Source organism: Conyzicola sp., from assembly GCF_057073975.1.
The window spans coordinates 1-17,966 of record NZ_JBXMIS010000136.1; the positions used below are offsets into that span (position 1 = coordinate 1).

Annotated in this window: 21 protein-coding genes and 1 pseudogene; 14 read left to right on the forward strand and 8 right to left on the reverse strand. The window is 68.2% G+C overall.

Features of this window, described 5'->3' with window-relative positions:
* From AC14A7_RS12165 to AC14A7_RS12175, 3 genes and pseudogenes are all read left to right on the forward strand, one after another.
* A pseudogene (locus AC14A7_RS12165) lies at positions 1-381 on the forward strand (hypothetical protein); the annotation flags it as partial.
* 151 nt (positions 382-532) lie between these two features.
* A complete protein-coding gene (locus AC14A7_RS12170; RefSeq protein WP_484009407.1) occupies positions 533-658 on the forward strand; it encodes a type II toxin-antitoxin system RelE family toxin in 126 nt (41 codons plus the stop codon).
* A gap of 25 nt (positions 659-683) precedes the next feature.
* Positions 684-1,127: a hypothetical protein gene (locus tag AC14A7_RS12175; protein ID WP_484009409.1), complete on the forward strand. Its 444-nt coding sequence runs from the start codon at positions 684-686 to the stop codon at positions 1,125-1,127.
* Between the two features lie 6 nt (positions 1,128-1,133).
* Here AC14A7_RS12175 and AC14A7_RS12180 read toward each other — a convergent pair whose 3' ends face one another.
* Entirely contained in the window at positions 1,134-1,784 is a 651-nt protein-coding gene (locus AC14A7_RS12180) for a hypothetical protein (protein WP_484009411.1), read from the reverse strand.
* A gap of 17 nt (positions 1,785-1,801) precedes the next feature.
* Positions 1,802-2,878 carry a redox-regulated ATPase YchF gene (gene ychF / locus AC14A7_RS12185; RefSeq protein ID WP_484009413.1) on the reverse strand — a complete coding sequence of 359 codons (1,077 nt, stop codon included), beginning with the start codon at positions 2,876-2,878 and terminating at the stop codon, positions 1,802-1,804.
* Positions 2,879-2,921: 43 nt separating this feature from the next.
* Between ychF and AC14A7_RS12190 the strand changes: the two genes are divergently transcribed.
* On the forward strand, positions 2,922-4,043 hold the full coding sequence (locus tag AC14A7_RS12190; RefSeq protein WP_484009415.1) for a flavin-containing monooxygenase: 1,122 nt from the start codon (positions 2,922-2,924) through the stop codon (positions 4,041-4,043).
* Here the strand turns inward: AC14A7_RS12190 and AC14A7_RS12195 are convergent, their stop codons facing one another.
* On the reverse strand, positions 4,044-5,051 hold the full coding sequence (locus AC14A7_RS12195; protein WP_484009417.1) for an LLM class flavin-dependent oxidoreductase: 1,008 nt from the start codon (positions 5,049-5,051) through the stop codon (positions 4,044-4,046).
* A 113-nt stretch (positions 5,052-5,164) separates the two neighbouring features.
* Between AC14A7_RS12195 and AC14A7_RS12200 the strand changes: the two genes are divergently transcribed.
* Positions 5,165-5,374 (forward strand): DUF4177 domain-containing protein, encoded by a 210-nt coding sequence (locus AC14A7_RS12200; protein WP_484009418.1) that lies wholly within the window; start codon positions 5,165-5,167, stop codon positions 5,372-5,374.
* 58 nt (positions 5,375-5,432) lie between these two features.
* Positions 5,433-6,026, forward strand: coding sequence for an exonuclease domain-containing protein (locus tag AC14A7_RS12205; RefSeq protein WP_484009420.1), 594 nt, complete (start codon positions 5,433-5,435; stop codon positions 6,024-6,026).
* Here the strand turns inward: AC14A7_RS12205 and AC14A7_RS12210 are convergent.
* Entirely contained in the window at positions 6,023-6,613 is a 591-nt protein-coding gene (locus tag AC14A7_RS12210; protein WP_484009422.1) for a hypothetical protein, read from the reverse strand. The two genes, AC14A7_RS12205 and AC14A7_RS12210, sit on opposite strands and share 4 nt — an antisense overlap.
* A 58-nt stretch (positions 6,614-6,671) precedes the next feature.
* Here AC14A7_RS12210 and AC14A7_RS12215 point away from each other — a divergent pair, with 58 nt between their 5' ends.
* On the forward strand, positions 6,672-7,967 hold the full coding sequence (locus tag AC14A7_RS12215; RefSeq protein ID WP_484009424.1) for a DNA recombination protein RmuC: 1,296 nt from the start codon (positions 6,672-6,674) through the stop codon (positions 7,965-7,967).
* On the opposite strand, the gene glpX is transcribed toward AC14A7_RS12215, so the two are convergent.
* Positions 7,968-8,900, reverse strand: coding sequence for a class II fructose-bisphosphatase (gene glpX / locus AC14A7_RS12220; protein ID WP_484009483.1), 933 nt, complete (start codon positions 8,898-8,900; stop codon positions 7,968-7,970).
* A gap of 191 nt (positions 8,901-9,091) precedes the next feature.
* On the opposite strand from glpX, the gene fbaA reads away from it, so the two are divergent.
* On the forward strand, positions 9,092-10,117 hold the full coding sequence (gene fbaA / locus AC14A7_RS12225) for a class II fructose-bisphosphate aldolase (protein ID WP_484009426.1): 1,026 nt from the start codon (positions 9,092-9,094) through the stop codon (positions 10,115-10,117).
* Between the two features lie 2 nt (positions 10,118-10,119).
* On the forward strand, positions 10,120-10,629 hold the full coding sequence (locus AC14A7_RS12230; protein WP_484009428.1) for a DUF6264 family protein: 510 nt from the start codon (positions 10,120-10,122) through the stop codon (positions 10,627-10,629).
* On the opposite strand, the gene AC14A7_RS12235 is transcribed toward AC14A7_RS12230, so the two are convergent.
* Positions 10,626-11,684: a 4-hydroxy-3-methylbut-2-enyl diphosphate reductase gene (locus AC14A7_RS12235; protein WP_484009485.1), complete on the reverse strand. Its 1,059-nt coding sequence runs from the start codon at positions 11,682-11,684 to the stop codon at positions 10,626-10,628. The genes AC14A7_RS12230 and AC14A7_RS12235 overlap by 4 nt on opposite strands.
* 116 nt (positions 11,685-11,800) lie before the next feature.
* Between AC14A7_RS12235 and xseA the strand changes: the two genes are divergently transcribed.
* Genes xseA through AC14A7_RS12260 form a run of 5 tightly spaced genes read left to right on the forward strand, consistent with a single transcriptional unit; the run spans position 11,801 to position 15,920 of the window.
* A complete protein-coding gene (gene xseA / locus AC14A7_RS12240; protein ID WP_484009429.1) occupies positions 11,801-13,039 on the forward strand; it encodes an exodeoxyribonuclease VII large subunit in 1,239 nt (412 codons plus the stop codon).
* Positions 13,040-13,048: 9 nt separating this feature from the next.
* Entirely contained in the window at positions 13,049-13,267 is a 219-nt protein-coding gene (locus AC14A7_RS12245; protein WP_484009431.1) for an exodeoxyribonuclease VII small subunit, read from the forward strand.
* Positions 13,267-13,875 carry a DUF4245 family protein gene (locus tag AC14A7_RS12250; RefSeq protein ID WP_484009433.1) on the forward strand — a complete coding sequence of 203 codons (609 nt, stop codon included), beginning with the start codon at positions 13,267-13,269 and terminating at the stop codon, positions 13,873-13,875. The genes AC14A7_RS12245 and AC14A7_RS12250 overlap by 1 nt, the downstream gene beginning before the upstream one ends.
* Before the next feature lie 2 nt (positions 13,876-13,877).
* The gene (locus tag AC14A7_RS12255) at positions 13,878-14,492 is read left to right on the forward strand and encodes a carbonic anhydrase (protein WP_484009435.1); all 615 of its coding nucleotides are present in this window, start codon (positions 13,878-13,880) and stop codon (positions 14,490-14,492) included.
* A gap of 33 nt (positions 14,493-14,525) precedes the next feature.
* Entirely contained in the window at positions 14,526-15,920 is a 1,395-nt protein-coding gene (locus AC14A7_RS12260; protein WP_484009437.1) for a class II fumarate hydratase, read from the forward strand.
* Positions 15,921-15,938: 18 nt separating this feature from the next.
* On the opposite strand, the gene AC14A7_RS12265 is transcribed toward AC14A7_RS12260, so the two are convergent.
* Together AC14A7_RS12265 and AC14A7_RS12270 are read right to left on the reverse strand one after the other, a co-directional pair.
* Positions 15,939-16,517 (reverse strand): hypothetical protein, encoded by a 579-nt coding sequence (locus tag AC14A7_RS12265; RefSeq protein ID WP_484009439.1) that lies wholly within the window; start codon positions 16,515-16,517, stop codon positions 15,939-15,941.
* Positions 16,518-16,573: 56 nt separating this feature from the next.
* Entirely contained in the window at positions 16,574-17,935 is a 1,362-nt protein-coding gene (locus AC14A7_RS12270; RefSeq protein ID WP_484009441.1) for a glycoside hydrolase family 27 protein, read from the reverse strand.
* Positions 17,936-17,966: the final 31 nt, after the last annotated feature.

Genomic DNA, 17,966 nt, shown 5'->3' on the forward strand with positions numbered 1-17,966 from the left:
ATCGTGCTGATCTTCCTCAACAAGGACATGGACGGCAAGCAGAAGGGCATCGCCGGCGCGGTCGGCATCGTGCTGCTGCTCGTCGTCGGGTACACGAGCACATCGCTCAGCTCGCCGTCGGTGGAGCAGTACGACACCGAGACGACGCAGGTGGAGCAGATCACCGGCCAGAACCTCGTGTTCTGGACGAAGTCGGGCGAGGTATTCCACCTCTGCAACGACGCCTCGGCGGTCAACCTCGAGTCGAAGGACAACACGATCTACTCGGGAACCGTCGCGGATGCCCACGCGGCCGGCAAGGACCGCCTCACCCTCCAGGTCGACCAGGAGATCGAGCAGTGCGGCTTCGACGCTCCTGCTGAGGAAGCACCGGCCGAGTAGCTCGCGCTTCACGCGAACGGCGTCCGCTTCGGCGGGCGCCGTTCTGCGCTTAATGTCAGAACTCCGGCTAGATCGAGGTAGCGAGTGCCATTGTGACCCGCACCCCGCATCCAACCGGATTTTTGCACCTGTGGAACCGTGCGAGGTTCGATTGACCAGTTCTGCGCAGCGGTACTCACCTCCCCGCGGCGAGTACCGCGTCATCTACCAGGTCATGGATGACGTCCTGGACATCGAGATCGTCACCATCGCGCATCGGCGCGACACGTACCGGTAGGTGAGCACCCTGCAATACTTCTGCCATGGGCGTCGTTGTCGAGGTGATCGCCTGGTTCTTCGTGCACCTCATCGGCGAGGTCATTCTCGGCGGCATCCTCGAGCTATTCGGGCGCTCTCGGCGACCACGGCTCGCCGCGAACGAGGTGCGAAGCGACATCCGCGCTGTCGACGGTCGCGTCTACGACATCGGCACGGAGTGGAGCAACGGCACGGCGATGATCAGTGCCGGGCACATCACATTCCACCCGACCATGGGGATCGTCGGCTCGCGCGAGATCGAGGTAGACGTGGCGCGGACCGGATCACTCGCGCTGTCGAGAGTGAGCCGGATGCGTCCCCTCGTGACGGTCATCACCCTCGTCACCCCAGACGGCCGTCTCGAGTGGGCGGTCGACACGGAGCAGCTGGGTCACGTGGCTGCGCTGTTGGCGGGAGCGCCACAGCATGACCCGGCCCCGAGCACCTAGTGTGCGTCAGTTGCCACGTGGAACGTCTGCACTGACGTAGGGAGCGCTGCGCCCGCGCCGCCGACGACGATCGAGAGCGCGAGATATTGCCCACGCGGCGACGGCCGCGAGGGCAAACCCCACCACTCCAGCGCCTCCAACGCGGGCGATGAACGGCGCCGACGGGCCTCCCGTGAGAGCAACGAAGTACACCGCGAGCACTGTGATCAGAGAGATCGCACTGGCACCGCCAGCGAGCCAAGCCGCAGCCCCTCTGGCGCGGGTGGCACTCGTCGGCGGAGGGCTCCCCATTCTGCCGCGGATGCCGAACTCGACCTGGTAGTCCGCGGCTGGCCCCGCGATGAGCTCGGTCACCGACATTGGCACAGTCGCTCCAGACGGCAACAGGAGGAACGACCGGATCTCCGCCCTTCCAATGGCGGACGCGCCGAGCAGCCGCGCGAAGCGATCGCGCTCGACCTCCGTCGCCCACCCCTCGGTGAGCGACCCCCAGCGCCCTGCCTGGTCAGGAAGGCCGATCTCACGATATGCGGAGGCGAGAGCGAGCCGGGCTTCCTGCGAGAGCGGGTCATCGCGCACGGCTCGCTTCAGGATCTCCAGCTGGACCCGGATCTCGGCACGCACGCGATCGTCCTCGTTCAGGGGAAGATTGCTCATGTGCCCATCATGGCTGCCTACGCCCCGGTGCGGAACTCCACCACGTCGCCATCCTGCATGACGTAGTCCTTGCCCTCGACGCGGGCCTTGCCCTTGGCGCGGGCCTCGGCGATCGAGCCGGTGTCGACGAGATCCTGGAAGCCGATGATCTCTGCCTTGATGAACTTCTTCTCGAAGTCGGTGTGGATGACGCCGGCGGCCTGGGGCGCCTTCCAGCCCTTGTGGATGGTCCAGGCGCGGGCCTCCTTCGGACCAGCCGTGAGGTAGGTCTGCAGGCCGAGCGTGTCGAATCCGATGCGGGCGAGCTGGTCTAGGCCGCTCTCGTCCTGGCCGGTCGAGGCAAGCAGCTCTGCCGCGTCGGCTGCGTCGAGGTCGGCGAGCTCTGCCTCGAGCTTGGCGTCGAGGAAGACGGCCTTGGCCGGGGCGACGAGGGCCGCGAGCGCCGCCTTCTTGGCGTCATCCCCCAGCACGGTCTCATCGACGTTGAAGACGTAGATGAAGGGCTTCACGGTGAGCAGGCCCAGCTCGGCGATGAGGGGCAGCTCGATCTCCGTGGAGGAGGAGAGCGGCTTGCCCTCGTTGAGCCACGCGACCGCCTCTGCGGCGGCATCCACCGTTGCCTGGGTGATCTTCTTGGCCCGCAGCTCCTTCTCGTAGCGCGCCTGCGCCTTCTCGAGGGTCTGCAGGTCGGCGAGGATGAGCTCGGTGTTGATGGTCTCCATGTCGCTGGCCGCGTCGACCTTGCCGTCGACGTGCACGACATCCGGGTCTTCGAAGCCGCGAACGACCTGCGCGATGGCGTCGGCCTCGCGGATGTTGGCGAGGAACTTGTTGCCGAGGCCCTCACCGACGGAAGCGCCCTTGACGATGCCGGCGATGTCGACGAACGAGACGGCCGCGGGCAGGATGCGCTCTGAGCCGAAGATGTCGGCGAGCACATGCAGGCGGGCATCGGGCAGCGAGACGATGCCGGTGTTCGGCTCGATCGTGGCGAACGGGTAGTTCGCCGCGAGCACCGAGCTCTTGGTGAGAGCGTTGAACAGGGTGGACTTGCCTACGTTAGGGAGTCCGACGATCGCGATTGTTAGAGCCACGAGTGACAAGGGTACCGGGCGCGGTTGCCCCTAGAGTCGTCGCATGAGCACTGAGGGCAAAGACGCCATCGTTATCGGAGCCGGTCCGGCCGGTCTGGCTGCCGCATCCGAACTGCAGAAGGTCGGCTACACGGTCACCGTGATCGACAAGGCCGACAGCGTCGGCTCAAGCTGGTCGCACCACTACGACCGGCTGCACCTGCACACCGCGCGCACGATGAGCTCGCTGCCCGGTCGGCCGATGCCGAAGCGCTACGGCCGCTGGGTGGCCCGCGACGACTTTCGCGAGTACCTGGCCGACTTCGCGAAGCAGGAGAAGCTCGACGTGCGGCTCGGGGTGACGGCCACGTCGGTCGCGAAGTCCGACGACGGATGGCAGGTCGAGTCGTCGATCGGCACCCTCACCGGGCATGCGCTCGTGATCGCAACCGGCTACAACCACACGGCGAAGATTCCGGACTGGCCGGGGCTCGCATCCTATGCAGGCCGCGTCGTGCACTCGAGCGAGTACCGCAACCCCGCCGCCCTCGAGGCACAGCACGTGCTCGTCGTCGGTCCAGGCAACAGCGGCGCGGAGATCGCCGCCGACCTCGCGGGTGCCGGCACGGCCGTGACGCTTGCGATGCGCACTCCCCCGAACATCGTGCGGCGCGAGGTGCTCGGCATCCCGACGCAGTCGCTCACCGTCGGCACCTATCCACTGCCGACGACGGTTGCCGACAAGGTCGCCCGAGGCATGCAGGTGCTCACCGTCGGCGACCTCAGCCGCTACGGACTGCCGAGGGCACCCCGCGGAATCTTCTCGCAGCAGGCCTTCGACGACGTCACCCCGACGATCGACGTCGGTCTCATCGACGCGCTCAAGGCGGGCCGCATCACCGTTGTCGGTGCCGTCGAGTCATTCACGAAGGATGCCGTGCAGCTCGCCGACGGAACCTCCGTCACCGCCGACGTCGTGCTCGTTGCCACCGGATTCCAGCGCGGGCTCGAGCCCCTCGTCGGCGACCTCGGCGTCATCGCTCCCGGCGGCCGCCCGCTCATCAACGCCGACGAGCAGCTGCCCGGGCTCGAGGGCCTCTTCTTCCTCGGCTACTCGAACCCGATCACCGGCAACATCCGCCAGGTGGGCATCGACGCGCGCAAGATCGCTCGGCGGGCGCGCTAGCTACGCGTCGACCACCGGCATCACGTCGCGCACGATGACCTCGAGCAGGCGCGCGTTGAACTCGGGGCCGAGCTGGTTGGGCACGGTCACGAGCACGGTGTCGGCGGCCTGAACCGCGGCATCCTGTGCGAGCTCTGCTGCGATCACGTCGGGCTCGCCGATGTAGCTTCGCCCGAAGCGCGACTGAGCGCCGTCGAGCATGCCGACCTGGTCGCGCTGCTCGGCCTGGGCGTTGAGCCCGAAGTACCGCCGCGTCTCGTCGTCGAAGACGGGAAGGATGCTGCGGCTGACCGAGACCCGCGGCGCGCGATCCGCGGTCCACGCGTCGCGGTACAGCCGGATCTGCTCTGCCTGCAGCTGGTCGAAGGGCACGCCGGTGTCTTCCGTCAGCAGGGTCGAGCTCATGAGGTTCATGCCCTGCTCTGCCGTCCAGACGGCGGTTGCCCGCGTGCCGGCACCCCACCAGACGCGCCTCTCCAGACCGGGCGACTGCGGCAGCACGGGCTGCAGCGCGGTCGTGCCGATCATGCGCGGGTTGCCCGGCGCGAATCCCTCGCCCGCGATCGCACGGCGGAAGGTATCGGTGTGGCGCCGGGCCATGTCGGCGTCTGTCTCGTCATCCAGTGGCTCGAAGCCGAACGCGCGCCAGCCGTCGACGACGTGCTCTGGTGAGCCGCGGCTGATGCCGAGCTGCAGCCTGCCGCTGGCGATGAGGTCGGCCTGGGCCGCGAGCTCTGCCATCGCGAGGGCGTTCTCGTAGCGCATGTCGATGACGGCCGTGCCGAGCTCGATCGTCGACGTGCGAGCGGCAGCAGCGGCGAGCAGCGGCCACGGCGAGGCGTGCTGTCGGGCGAAGTGGTGCACGCGGAAGTACGCGCCGTCGACGCCGACCTCCTCGGCAGCGACCGCGAGCTCGATCGCCTGCAGCAGCGCATCTGCTCCGGTTCTCGTGAGGGAGCCAGGCACGTCCTGCCAGTGGCCGAAGGAGAGGAAGCCGACACGGGTCATGGTGGGTGCAACGGCCGAGGCGTGCCGGCCATTCCCCCGCACTGGGGGCGGTTGCCGATCGCGCCACTCTGTAGCGTTGTGGGCACTCCCCCACACCCAGAGAAAGAAGCCCCATGAACTACGTCGTCCTCCAGATCATCCTCAAGGAGAAGCTCTTCGGCACCGGCTCCGGCAACCTCACGAGCCTCGAGAAGGTGCTCAACGAGCAGTCGGCCAAGGGCTACCGACTGCACACGATCTCGACCGCTGCCTCTGGCAGCAAGGGCATCGCCGGCGGCGACCGCATCCAGGCCACCCTCGTCTTCGAGAAGCTCGGCCTCTAGGGGGCGACGCGCCGGTTGCTCCGGTGCCGAGGTCGGTCGCGCGTGAGACAGTGAACCTGTGCCACTGGATTTCACCGCGATCGACTTCGAGACCGCCAACTCGTCGAGCGCGAGTGCGTGCTCCGTCGGGCTCGTCAAGGTGCGGGATGGCCGCGTCGTCGACAAGGCCGGCTGGCTGATCAAGCCGCCCCTCGGCCACGACTCGTTCACCGAGTGGAACACCCGCATCCACGGCATCATGGCGGTCGACGTCGTCGACGCACTGCTGTGGAGCGAGCAGCTCGGCGACCTCCTCGAGTTCGCCGACGGCGACCATCTCGTCGCCCACAACGCCGGCTTCGACATGGGGGTCATCGCGGCGGCGTGCGCGGCATCCTTCGTTCCAACTCCGAACTTTCGCTACCTGTGCAGCCTGCAGGTTGCGCGCAAGACCTACCACCTCGACTCGTACCGCCTTCCCGTCGCTGCGATGGCGGCGGGTTTCGAGGACTTCGCCCACCACGACGCCCTCGCCGACGCCGAGGCGTGCGCCGCGATCATCGTGCACGCGTCGAAGCGGCACGACGCGGAGGACATCCCCGGTCTCGCCAAGCTCACCAGTGCCCGCATCGGCCACATCGGCGCGGACTACGCGCCGGCGGCCCTCGCCTAGAGCTCCACGCCTCGCTCCACGGCCAGCGCCGTGAGGTCGAGTGCGAGCAGTGCTGCGATACGCTCGGCGCGCTGCTCTGCGTAGTCCTCGTCGACGGGAAGCTCCCCCGCGGCACGCTCGACGATCACGGGTGCGACCTCGTTCCACGCCTCGAGCCGCGCGCGTTCGACGAGGGCATCAAGGATGTCGCGCTGCGTCGCCCGCTCGGCGAACGCCTTCGACATGGCGACGTGCACCTTCTCCCGCCGCTCGCTCTCGATGCGGTAGTCGTTGGCGTTCTCGTCGGGAAAGGGGTCGTCGAGTCGCACTCCCTCACGACGGAAGCGCACGCGCTGCGCGGACTCCCACTCGTTGTCGGCGAGGGCCTCGAGCTCAGCGGCCGCAGCATCGGCGAGGGCGGCGCGGTCGAGATCGCGGCCGTCGCGCAGGGCGTCGACGATGACGCGGTTGCGCAGTGTCATGCGTACCACCGACTCGGCGATGAGCATGCCGTCGTCGATGACGCTCTCGATCGGTGCGGGGTCGCGCGGCTCCGGGGGCTCGTAGGTACCGAGCCACCCCCCTCGACGCCGACGGAACCACCGCATGGCTCTATTGTCCCCGAGTCTCGGCCGCGATGTGGGCGGTCACTGCGACACTGGACGAATGGATCCCATCCTCACTCTCCTGCTCGGCATCGTGCTCGGCGCCGTGTTCGGCGTCGTCATCGGACTGCTCGTGGCCCGCGCCCGCCGCTCCGCCCTCTCCGGCGTCGATCCGGCGGTGCTCGAGGCACAGCACGCGGCCGCCCTCGTGTCGGTGCGAGCGGAGGAGGCCGCGCACCGCGCGACGATCAGCGCAGAGCTCGCCGCCATCCAGGCAACGGCAGCCGGCCTGCGCGAGCAGATCAGCGCGCAGCAGGAGCAGTACCGCGAGTTCACCGAGCGCGAGCGCCTCGAGCGCGAGGAGCGCGAGCTGCGCGAGCGCGGCGAGAGCAAGGTGCTGCAGGCCCTCACCCCCGTGCAGGAGACCCTTCGCACGATGCAGCAGAAGGTCACAGAGCTCGAGACCCAGCGCAGCCTGCAGCACGGCCAGCTGAGCGAGCAGCTGAAGAGCGCCACCGAGTCGGAGGAGCGGCTGCGCTCGACCGCCGAGTCGCTCGCGTCGGCGCTTCGCAGCAACTCCACCCGCGGGGTGTGGGGCGAGACGCAGCTGCGCAACGTCGTCGAGGCGGCCGGGCTCATCGAGCGGGTCGACTTCGACGTGCAGCACTCGGTGCTGTCGGATGCCGGCGCGGGTCGACCCGACATGGTCATCCACCTGCCCGGCGGCAAGAACATCGCTGTGGACGCCAAGGTGCCATTCGACGCCTACCTCGAGGCGAGCGGCATCCCGGTCACCGCCACGGGAGCTGAGGCCGCGCGCCGCGAGCAGCTGCTCAAGGAGCACGTGAAGAAGGTGCGTGGACACATCGACACCCTCGCGAGCAAGGCCTACTGGCAGGGCCTCGCCTCGTCGCCAGAGCTCGTCATCGCCTTTATCCCGAGTGAGTCGCTGGTCTCCTCCGCCATGGAGGCCGACCCCTCGATCATGGACTACGCCTTCAGCAAGCGCGTCGCCCTCGCCTCCCCTGTCACCCTGTGGTCGGTGCTCAAGACCGTGGCGTTCTCGTGGCAGCAGGATGTGCTCACCGAGGACGCGAAGAACCTCTTCGACCTCGGCAAGGAGCTCTATGCACGCCTCGCGACGCTGAGCGACCACGCCGACAAGCTGCGCCGATCGATCGACTCGACCGTCTCGAGCTACAACCAGTTCGCGAACTCCCTCGAGAGCCGCGTGCTCGTGACGGCCCGCAAGCTCAACGCCCTCGACGAGTCGAAGGTGCTCGGCAGCACCGTGCAGATCGAGACGACGCCGAAGCAGCTCACGAGCGACGAGTTCCAGCTCGAGATGCCCACATAGCTACAGCCACTTTTCCGCAAGGTGGTCGGCCACCACGCGACGCACCGTGCCGGAGCGGCCGCGCAGCACGATCGACTCGGTGCGAATGACGGGCCCGAGCTTGCGAACCCCCGCCACGAGCTGGCCGTCGGTGACTCCGGTCGCGACGAAGTACGTGTTGTCGCTCGTGACGAGATCGTCGATCGTGAGGATGCGCTCGACGTCGTGCCCGGCATCCTTCGCCTTCTGGGTCTCGTCGTCGTCTCTTGGGGTGAGGCGGCCCTGGATGAAGCCGCCGAGAGCCTTGAGCGCGCACGCCGTGATGATGCCCTCCGGCGTGCCGCCCGCTCCGACGCACATGTCTATGCGCGTGCCGTACATCGCCGCGTTGATGCCCCCGGCAACGTCGCCGTCGAGCAGAAGGCGCGTGCCGGCCCCCGCGTCGCGGATCTGCTGGATGAGCTCTGCGTGCCGCGGCCGGTCGAGCACTGCGACCACGATGTCGGAGACGTCTTTGCCCTTCGCCTTCGCGAGCGCCCGGATGTTCTCGCCGATCGGCCGGGCGATGTCGATGACACCATGGCCCTCGTAGCCGGTGACGATCTTGTCCATGTAGAACACCGCGCTCGGGTCGAACATGCTGCCGCGGTCGGCGACGGCGATCATGCTCAGGGCGTTCTGGCGCCCGGCGGCCGTGAGCGAGGTTCCGTCGATCGGGTCGACCGCGATGTCGCACATGGGGCCGGTGCCGTTGCCGACGTGCTCTCCGTTGTAGAGCATCGGGGCGGCATCCTTCTCCCCCTCCCCGATGACCACGACCCCCTCGAAGTCGACCGTGCCGAGAAACTTGCGCATGGCGTCGACCGCGGCGCCGTCGGCGGCGTTCTTGTCACCTCGCCCGATGTAGGGAACAGCGCGGATGGCGGCGGCCTCCGTGGCACGCACGAGCTCCATGCCGAGGTTGCGGTCGGGGTGGAGGAAGAGGGAACCGGTATCGGTCGTGGCCACGGCAGAACGTCCTTGTCGATCGAAGGGGCGCCGTGGTGGGGACCCGCGAAGACGGGTCGACGTACTCCCGATTCTAGCCAGTCGAGGAGGTCAGTAGACTTTTCGCGTTACCTACCATCGCTTTTCGAGGAGAACCCATGCCCGTCGCAACCCCAGAGCAGTACGCCGAGATGCTCGACAAGGCCAAGTCGGGCGGCTTCGCCTTCCCCGCGATCAACGCGTCCTCGTCGTCGACCATCAACGGCATCCTGCAGGGCCTCAGTGAGGCTGGCTCCGACGGCATCATCCAGGTGACCACGGGCGGTGCCGACTTCTTCGCCGGCCAGAGCGTCAAGGCCCGTGCCTCCGGCGCCCTCGCCTTCGCCGCATTCGCGACCGAGGTCGCCAAGAACTACCCGGTCACCGTCGCGCTCCACACCGACCACTGCCCGAAGAACGCCCTCGACGACTTCCTGCTTCCCCTGATCTCCGCCTCTGAGGAGCAGGTCAAGGCCGGCGGCAACCCGATCTTCCAGTCGCACATGTGGGACGGCTCCGCCGTGCCGCTGGATGAGAACCTCGAGATCGCCACGACGATCCTTCCCCGCATGAAGGCCATCCACTCCGTGCTCGAGGTCGAGATCGGCGTCGTCGGCGGCGAGGAGGACGGCGTCGCCCACGAGGGCTCGAACGAGGCGCTCTACACGACCCTCGCCGACGCGATCGCCACCGTCGAGGCCCTCGGCTTCGGCGAGCAGGGCCGCTACATGGCAGCCCTCACCTTCGGCAACGTGCACGGCGTCTACAAGCCGGGCGGCGTGAAGCTGCGCCCCGCGCTGCTCAAGGAGATTCAGGACGGGCTGCAGGCCAAGTACGGCACGAAGGCCTTCCCCCTCGACCTCGTCTTCCACGGCGGATCGGGCTCCACCGACGCAGAGATCGCCGAGGCGGTTGCCAACGGCGTCGTCAAGATGAACATCGACACCGACACGCAGTACGCCTACAGCCGCTCGGTCGCCGACAGCGTGCTGCGCAACTACGACGGATTCCTCAAGGTCGACGGCGAGGTCGGCAACAAGAAGGTCTACGACCCCCGCGCCTGGGGCAAGGCCGCAGAGACCGCTCTCGCCGCCCGTGTCGTCGAGGCTACCCAGCAGCTCGGCTCCGCCGGCAACAAGATCTAGCCATGTCATCGCCAGAGGACCCGGCTTCGCGACCTGCCGTACCGCAGTACGGCGAGTACGCGGAGCCGGGCGATCCGCGATTCGCGCCGCCACCCGCGGCTGCCGCGCCGACCCCGACTCCGGCTTCGCCGCCCGCGCGACGGTCACGCGAGGCGATCCTCAGCGCGGTGCTCATCGCGATCGGCTTCCTCTCCACGCTCAACACCGTGTTCTTCTCCCTCGACCTCGAGGCGGGGCTGCGCATGGCGTACACGGTGTACGGCGGAACCGGCGACTACGAGCCGGCGGCCAACATCCCGCTCGTTCAGGCGGTGCTGATCGGCAGCCACGTGATCCTGTTCGTCGCGGCGCTGCGGATCACCCGCTCCCGCATCCGGGCCGGGCGCACGTCGTTCTGGGTGCCGCTGGCGGCCGGGGCGATCGCTGCTGTCGTGCTGTTCTCGACGTTCGCGGTGATCCTGCGCACCGACGACGCGCTCTACGCCGTCATGCTGGCCTGGGCAGGCTCCTAGGGGCGCTCCCGCTGCCAGTCGAGGGTGCGCACGCGCCCACCGAGTCCGCGCTCGTCGGGGTTGCCGGCGGCATCCTTGCGCAGCTCCTTCGGCAGGGAGAACATGAGGTCTTCCTCTGCCGTGACGACCTGGCTCACGTCGCGGTATCCCGCGTCGGCGAGCTCGTCGAGCACCTCCTGCACGAGCACCTCCGGCACGCTGGCTCCCGAGGTGACGCCGATGGTGCTCATGCCCTCGAGCCACTCCTGGCGGATCTCGGAGCTGTAGTCGACGCGGTAGGCCGCCTTCGCGCCGTTCTCGAGGGCGACATCCACGAGGCGCACGGTGTTGGAGCTGTTAGCTGAGCCGACGACGATGACGAGCTCCGCGCTCTCGGCGACCTTCTTGATCGCGACCTGGCGGTTCTGCGTGGCGTAGCAGATGTCATCAGAGGGCGGATCCTGCAGAGTCGGAAAACGTTCCCGCAAGAGGTTCACGGTGAGCATCGTCTCATCGACGCTCAGGGTCGTCTGCGAGAGCCAGACGAGCTTCTCCGGGTTCTTCACGACGATGTTCGGCACATCGGCCGGGCTGTTGACGAGGGTCGTGCGATCTGGCGCGTGGCCCATGGTGCCCTCGACCTCCTCGTGGCCAGCGTGGCCGATGAGCAGGATCTCGTAGTCGTCGCGGTCGAACCGCATCGCCTCGCGGTGCACCTTGGTGACGAGGGGGCAGGTGGCGTCGATCGCGTCGAGGTTGCGGTCGGCTGCGCCCTGCACGACGGCGGGCGACACGCCGTGGGCGCTGAAGACGATGTGCGAGCCCTCTGGCACCTCGTCGACGTCGTCGACGAAGATCGCGCCCTTCTGCTCGAGGGAGGAGACCACATGGATGTTGTGCACGATCTGCTTGCGAACGTAGACCGGTGCCCCGAAGCGGTCGAGCGCCTTCTCCACGGCGATGACAGCGCGGTCGACGCCGGCGCAGTAACCGCGCGGGGCGGCGAGGATCACGCGCTTGGCGCCGTCGACCGGCAGGTCGACCAGGCGACCACGAACCGGGAGGGTGCGCGGCATCCCGATGCTGACACCGAGGGCCCCGTTCGAGATTGTGCTCACCAGCCGATTCTACCGGCGGGCTGAGGGCCACTGCCTGAGGCGGAGGTCGGTGCAGCGCACTACGCTGATTCGCGATGAGCGATTCGGATGCTGCACCCACCGTCGACACCCCGTGGCCGGTCGCGCTGCTCTCCTCGAAGATCAAGGGATGGATCGACCGCCTCGGCTCCGTCTGGGTCGAGGGCGAGATCACCCAGTGGGGTGTCTCTGGCGGCAACGTCTACGGCAAGCTCAAAGACCTCGAGCAAGACGCGACGATCGGCTTCACCATCTGGTCGTCGGTCAAGGCGAAGCTGCCAGCCGACCTCAAGCAGGGCGACCGGGTGGTCGCGCTCGTCAAGCCCAACTACTGGGTCAAGGGCGGCACGCTCACGATGCAGGTGTTCGAGATGCGCCACGTCGGCCTCGGCGACCTGCTCGAGCGGCTGGAGCGGCTGCGGCAGTCGCTGCGCGCCGAGGGGCTCTTCGACCTCGACCGCAAGAAGCCGATACCGTTCCTGCCCGGGGTGATCGGCCTCGTCACCGGCCGCGACTCCGACGCGGAGAAAGACGTGCTGCGCAACGCCCAGCTGCGCTGGCCCGCCGTGCAGTTCCGCATCGCTTATGCCGCCGTGCAGGGCGACCGCGCGGTCGGCGAGGTCATCGCCGCCATCACCCGACTGGATGCCGACGACGAGGTCGAGGTCATCATCGTCGCGAGAGGCGGCGGCGACTTTCAGAACCTGCTCGTGTTCAGCGACGAGGCGCTCGTGCGTGCCGCCGCCGCCGCACGCACCCCCATCATCAGCGCGATCGGCCACGAGGCCGACCGCCCGCTGCTCGACGACGTCGCCGACCTGCGAGCCTCCACCCCCACCGACGCCGCCAAGCGCGTCGTGCCCGACGTCGCAGAGGAGCTGGCCCGCGTCGCCCAGGCCCGGGCGCGCATCGGCACCCGGGTGACCGGCATGCTCTCCGTCGAGATCGACCGCCTCGGCCAGCTGCGCTCCCGCCCCGCTCTCGCGAACCCGATGTGGATCGTCGACTCCCGCGCAGAGGAGCTCGGCCGCTACATCTCGCGCAGCCGTGAGCTCGCCGACCGCGTGGTCGAGCGCGCCCAGCAGCAGCTCGGAGAGCACCTCGGCCACCTGCGCGCCCTCTCGCCGCAGCGCACCCTCGACCGCGGCTACGCGATCGCGCAGCTTCCCGACGGCACGGCGCTGCGGGATGCGAAGGATGCCGCCCCCGGCACGCACCTGCTGCTCACCCTCGCGAGCGGCCGCATCCGGTCGACTGTTGACGAGTCCGACGACGCCCGCGAGACCGAACGGTAGAATCGCACTGTGGCAAGCACCCCCTCCCCCGATGTCGACGACCTCAGCTACGAGCAGGCGCGCGACGAGCTGATCCGCGTGGTCACCGAGCTCGAGCAGGGCTCGGCTACCCTCGAGCAGTCGCTCGCCCTGTGGGAGCGCGGCGAGGCACTCGCAGCGCGCTGCGAGCAGTGGCTGCTCGGGGCGAAGGCACGGCTCGACGCGGCTCGAGCCGCGGCAGCAGAGTAATGGCAGAGCGCGTCGTAGCCGAGCTCGGCCGTCCAGAGACTCCTCAGGAGACCGCGGACCGCAAGGCCGCGCAGTCGCGCCTGCACCGCGCCAACCAGACGGTGCGCAACCTCGTGTGGTCGCTCGTTGCCACCCTCATCGTCGTGCTGCTGCTCGTTCTCGTCGTCGTACGACCAGATCCTGCTCCCATCGACCCCGTCGACTACCGCGGGGTTGCCTCGCAGACCATTGCTCCAGAGGGCGAGACGCTCATCGTGCCGAACCTGCCAGAGGGGTGGACGGCGAACGCCGCGACCCTGCGCACGGTTGAGCAGGTCGAGACCTGGTACATCGGATTCATCACCCCGCGCGGCCAGTACATCGGCTTCGAGCAGGGCTTCGCCGCGAACGACACGTGGATCGCCACGCACTTCGCCGACACCACCAGCGAGCCAGAGAACGTCGACGTCGACGGCCGCCGCTGGACAGAGACCATCGGAACAGAAGACCCGGGCAACTACGCCCGGGTCTGGATCAGCGACATCGGCGACGACGACAGCGTCGTGCTCTATGGAACCGCAGGCGTCGAGGAGTTCACCATCCTCGCCGCCAGCCTCGGATTGGAGTAGCAATGCCCGACAGAACACCCGCCAAGGCATGGGCAGAGATGGTGCGCGGCAACGAGCGCTTCGTGCGCGGCGAGCCGCTGCACCCCCGCCAGGACGTGGAGCGCCGTGCCGAGGTGCTCGAGACCCAGGAGCCGCATGCCGCCCTCTTCGGCTGCAGCGACTCCCGGCTCTCTGCTGAGATCATCTTCGACAAGGGCCTCGGCGACCTCTTCGTGGTGCGCAACGCCGGCCAGGTGATCAGCGACTCGGTCATCGGGTCTCTCGAGTACGCGGTCGGGGTGCTGCACGTTCCCCTCATCGTCGTGCTCGGGCATGACGCCTGCGGCGCCGTGGCCGCCGCGATCAACTCGGTCGCCCCCGACGCACCCGTGCTGCCGACCCACATCGCCAACCTCGTCTCGAGGATCGTTCCCGCCGTGCGCCGCGTCGAAGCGCAGGGCGAGCTCGACCCGCAGGATGTCGGGCGGGAGCACCTGCGCGACACCATCGCAGAGCTCATCGAGAGCTCTGAGCTCATCAGCGACGCGATCGCCGCGGGTACGCTGGCAATCGTCGGTGCGAACTACCGCCTGCTGGAAGGCACGGCGATCGCAGACATCCACGTGGGCAATCTCTAGCGCTCGCCCGCGCACAACCGAAAGGCAGCACCCGTGTCAGAGTCACAGTTCAGAGTCGAACACGACACCATGGGCGAGGTTCTCGTTCCCGTCAACGCGCTCTACGCCGCGCAGACCCAGCGTGCGGTCGAGAACTTCCCGATCTCCGGCAGCGGGCTCGAGCCAGCCCAGATCGTCGCTCTGGCCCGCATCAAGAAGGCGGCGGCTGTCGTCAACGGCGAGCTCGGCATCATCGACACCGCCATCGCCACCGCGATCGCCGAGTCGGCCGACGAGCTCATCGGCGGCGCGCACCACGACCAGTTTCCCGTCGACACCTACCAGACCGGTTCTGGCACGTCGTCGAACATGAACATGAACGAGGTGCTCGCCTCGCTCGCGACCACCCGCCTCGGCTCGCCGGTGCACCCGAACGACCACGTCAACGCCTCCCAGTCGTCGAACGACGTCTTCCCCACCTCGGTGCACGTCGCCGTCACCGGCGCCCTTCTCGGCGACCTCATCCCCGCCCTTGAGCACCTCGCCAGCGCCCTCGATGCGAAGGCCGTGCTCTGGAAAGACGCGGTCAAGTCTGGTCGCACCCACCTCATGGACGCCACCCCCGTCACCCTCGGCCAGGAGTTCGCCGGCTACGCCCGCCAGGTGCGCCTCGGTATCGAGCGTGTGCAGTCCACGATCGTGCGCGTCGCCGAGGTTCCCCTCGGCGGCACCGCCGTCGGCACGGGCATCAACACCCCGAAGGGCTTCCCGCAGAAGGTCATCGCCTCGCTCGCCGCCGACAGCGGGCTCCCCATCACCGAGGCGAAGGACCACTTCGAGGCGCAGGGCGCCCGCGACGGCCTCGTCGAGGCATCCGGTGCCCTTCGCGTCATCGCCGTCTCGCTCACCAAGATCTGCAACGACCTTCGCTGGATGGGCTCTGGCCCCAACACCGGACTCGGCGAACTGCACATCCCCGACCTGCAGCCCGGCTCGTCGATCATGCCAGGCAAGGTCAACCCGGTCATTCCCGAGGCGGTGATCATGGTTGGAGCCCGCGTCATCGGCAACGACGCCACGATCGCCTGGGCGGGGGCAACCGGCAACTTCGAACTCAACGTCGCGATCCCCGTCATGGGCACGGCCCTGCTTGAGTCGATCCGGCTGCTCGCCAACTCGAGCGTGCTGCTCGCCGACAAGACCGTCGACGGGCTCGAGGCCAACCTCGAGCGCGCGCGTGCGCTCGCCGAGTCGTCGCCGTCGATCGTGACGCCGCTCAACAAGCTCATCGGCTACGAGGCTGCGGCGAAGATCGCCAAGAACGCCGTGGCCAAGAGCATCACCGTGCGGGAGTCGGTCATCGACCTCGGCTTCGTCGAGCGCGGCGAGGTAACGCTAGAGCAGCTCGACACGTCACTCGACGTCATGTCGATGACGCACCCGGGCTAGCCCAGACTCCCGACCAGCTCAGACGCCGCCTCCGGTCGGGCCCGCGTAGGTCTCGAGCGCTTCCTTGAGGTACTCCGGCGTGTCGGTCACCGTGCATCCTGGCGACTCGACCACGGGCGTGAGGTTGAGCGCGCCGCTGACCACCCGGTCGACGCTCCCGCCGGCCGGGAGGTACTCCGTGACCTCCAGGCTCACCGAGATGGTGCCGTTCTTCTGCGCGCCGGCGTCGGTCGCGACAGAGAAGGTGCCGCTCGTGACCTGCACCGGGTGATTCACGTCATCACCAAGACGCCACATGCCGGTGACGACGCCGCCCTCGATGTCCTTGTCGTATGCCTCGAACTGCATGCGATAGAACGGGTCGTCCTTGCCGTCGCGGTAGACCGCCCAGGTGGGGATGAGGTTGAGCGCGCAGAGGTCGGCCGACCAGGTCAGGCCGTCGATCGACCCCTCGGCCCGATAGCTGTCGAGGTCGAGGTCGTCGGTGAGGATGGACGGCTCCGCTGGGCCGTCGACGCCGCCCCCGGGGCCGCACGCGGTGAGCATGACCGCGCTGACGATTGCCACCGATACGAGCGAGAGGGGTCGCGAGTTCATGATTGAGGGTTGCGCACGTTACAACCACCCGTCAAGTGGCGACGCTGCACGGGTTTCTACGACGACGGGTGCAGCGTGAGCACCACGGTGCCGTGCGGGTTCACGGGTGCCGAGAGCGTGTCTGTCGCAGCGCCGAGATCGGACTGCGCCGTCGCGTCGCGGAGTGCGTAGTTCCCTGCCGGGATTCCGAGGGATGCCAGGGTCGCCGACATCGTCGTGGCCGAGGCGTTGGTGTTGAAGAAGGCGACCGCGTAGCCGCCGTCGGCCAGCTGCCGCATCCACGTCTGCAGCCCGCCGACGTCGCTCACGCGCGCCGCCTGGATGCCGAGGCGGTCTTTGTCGATCGCGAGCAGCTCCGGGTTGGCGAGGATGCCGATGGTCTCCTCTGGGAGCGCCGCGATGTCGGTGCCGAGGAAGAGCGGGGCCGCCAGCATGCACCACATGGCGAAGTGCGTGCGGGTCTCGTTCATCGAGATGCCGCCATTGCCGATCTGCAGCATGTCTGGGTCGTTCCACGCACCGGGCCGGGAGGTTCCCGCCAGCGGCGCCTGCAGGTTGATGTGCTTGAGGATGGAGACCCAGTACGGATGGATGTCGTGCGTCGTGCGCCACATGTTGGCGACCCCGGGTGCCCAGGTCCACGGCGCGTAGTCGCCGTACTCCGAGATGGAGAGCACGATCGGCCGGCCGGAGTCCTTGATGACCTGGTCGATGAGCACGAACGACGTCGCCGGGTCGAGCTTGTCGTTGATGTGCGCGCGGCACCAGTCGTACTTGAGGAAGTCGACGCCCCACTCGACGAAGAGGGCGATGTCCTGGGTCTCGTGGCCGAGCGTGCCGATGCCCTTCACCGGGTACTTCGACCAGTAGTTGCCGCAGGTCACGCTGCCGGGCACGGCGTAGATGCCGAACTTGAGGCCGAGCGAGTGCACGTAGTCGGCCACCGCCTTCATGCCGCTGGGAAAGCGGGCCGGGTCGACGAGCAGGGTTCCATCGGCGTCGCGCCCCGCCTGGAAGCAGTCGTCGACGACGACGTACTCATAGCCGGCCTTGTCGAGTCCCCTCGCGACGATCGCATCGGCGGCGCCCTTGACCACGGCCTCGTTGAGCCCGTCGCAGTTCACCTGGTTCCAGCTGTTCCAGCCCATCGGCGGCTCGAGCGCGAGGCTCTCGCGCACCCATGAGCCCGCGACCTCTGTCGGCACGGGAACCGGGGTCTCTTCGACGACGCTGACCTCCGGCACCACCTCCGCCACCGGCTCGCCGATCGGCGCCATGCCGCTGAGCACGAGCACCGCAACGGTGGCTGCGGAGACCACCGCGCCGATGAGCGCGCCGAACCCCACAGGAGCGGCCCCGGAGCGGGCACGGATGCCGTGGGCGGGCACGCGCGATCGCGTCGAGGTTCTGGCGGCCATGACATCCATTATCCGTTGATGCCACCTGTGG

Coding starts and splice junctions, on each gene's coding strand:
- AC14A7_RS12265 (WP_484009439.1), bottom strand. CDS start 16,517: ATGAACTCGCGACCCCTCTCGCTCGTATCGGTGGCAATCGTCAGCGCG.
- AC14A7_RS12230 (WP_484009428.1), top strand. CDS start 10,120: ATGTCATCGCCAGAGGACCCGGCTTCGCGACCTGCCGTACCGCAGTAC.
- glpX (WP_484009483.1), bottom strand. CDS start 8,900: ATGGAGCTCGTGCGTGCCACGGAGGCCGCCGCCATCCGCGCTGTTCCC.
- AC14A7_RS12215 (WP_484009424.1), top strand. CDS start 6,672: ATGGATCCCATCCTCACTCTCCTGCTCGGCATCGTGCTCGGCGCCGTG.
- AC14A7_RS12175 (WP_484009409.1), top strand. CDS start 684: ATGGGCGTCGTTGTCGAGGTGATCGCCTGGTTCTTCGTGCACCTCATC.
- AC14A7_RS12270 (WP_484009441.1), bottom strand. CDS start 17,935: ATGGCCGCCAGAACCTCGACGCGATCGCGCGTGCCCGCCCACGGCATC.
- AC14A7_RS12200 (WP_484009418.1), top strand. CDS start 5,165: ATGAACTACGTCGTCCTCCAGATCATCCTCAAGGAGAAGCTCTTCGGC.
- AC14A7_RS12195 (WP_484009417.1), bottom strand. CDS start 5,051: ATGACCCGTGTCGGCTTCCTCTCCTTCGGCCACTGGCAGGACGTGCCT.
- xseA (WP_484009429.1), top strand. CDS start 11,801: ATGAGCGATTCGGATGCTGCACCCACCGTCGACACCCCGTGGCCGGTC.
- AC14A7_RS12255 (WP_484009435.1), top strand. CDS start 13,878: ATGCCCGACAGAACACCCGCCAAGGCATGGGCAGAGATGGTGCGCGGC.
- AC14A7_RS12180 (WP_484009411.1), bottom strand. CDS start 1,784: ATGAGCAATCTTCCCCTGAACGAGGACGATCGCGTGCGTGCCGAGATC.
- AC14A7_RS12235 (WP_484009485.1), bottom strand. CDS start 11,684: ATGCCGCGCACCCTCCCGGTTCGTGGTCGCCTGGTCGACCTGCCGGTC.
- AC14A7_RS12210 (WP_484009422.1), bottom strand. CDS start 6,613: ATGCGGTGGTTCCGTCGGCGTCGAGGGGGGTGGCTCGGTACCTACGAG.
- AC14A7_RS12190 (WP_484009415.1), top strand. CDS start 2,922: ATGAGCACTGAGGGCAAAGACGCCATCGTTATCGGAGCCGGTCCGGCC.
- fbaA (WP_484009426.1), top strand. CDS start 9,092: ATGCCCGTCGCAACCCCAGAGCAGTACGCCGAGATGCTCGACAAGGCC.
- AC14A7_RS12250 (WP_484009433.1), top strand. CDS start 13,267: ATGGCAGAGCGCGTCGTAGCCGAGCTCGGCCGTCCAGAGACTCCTCAG.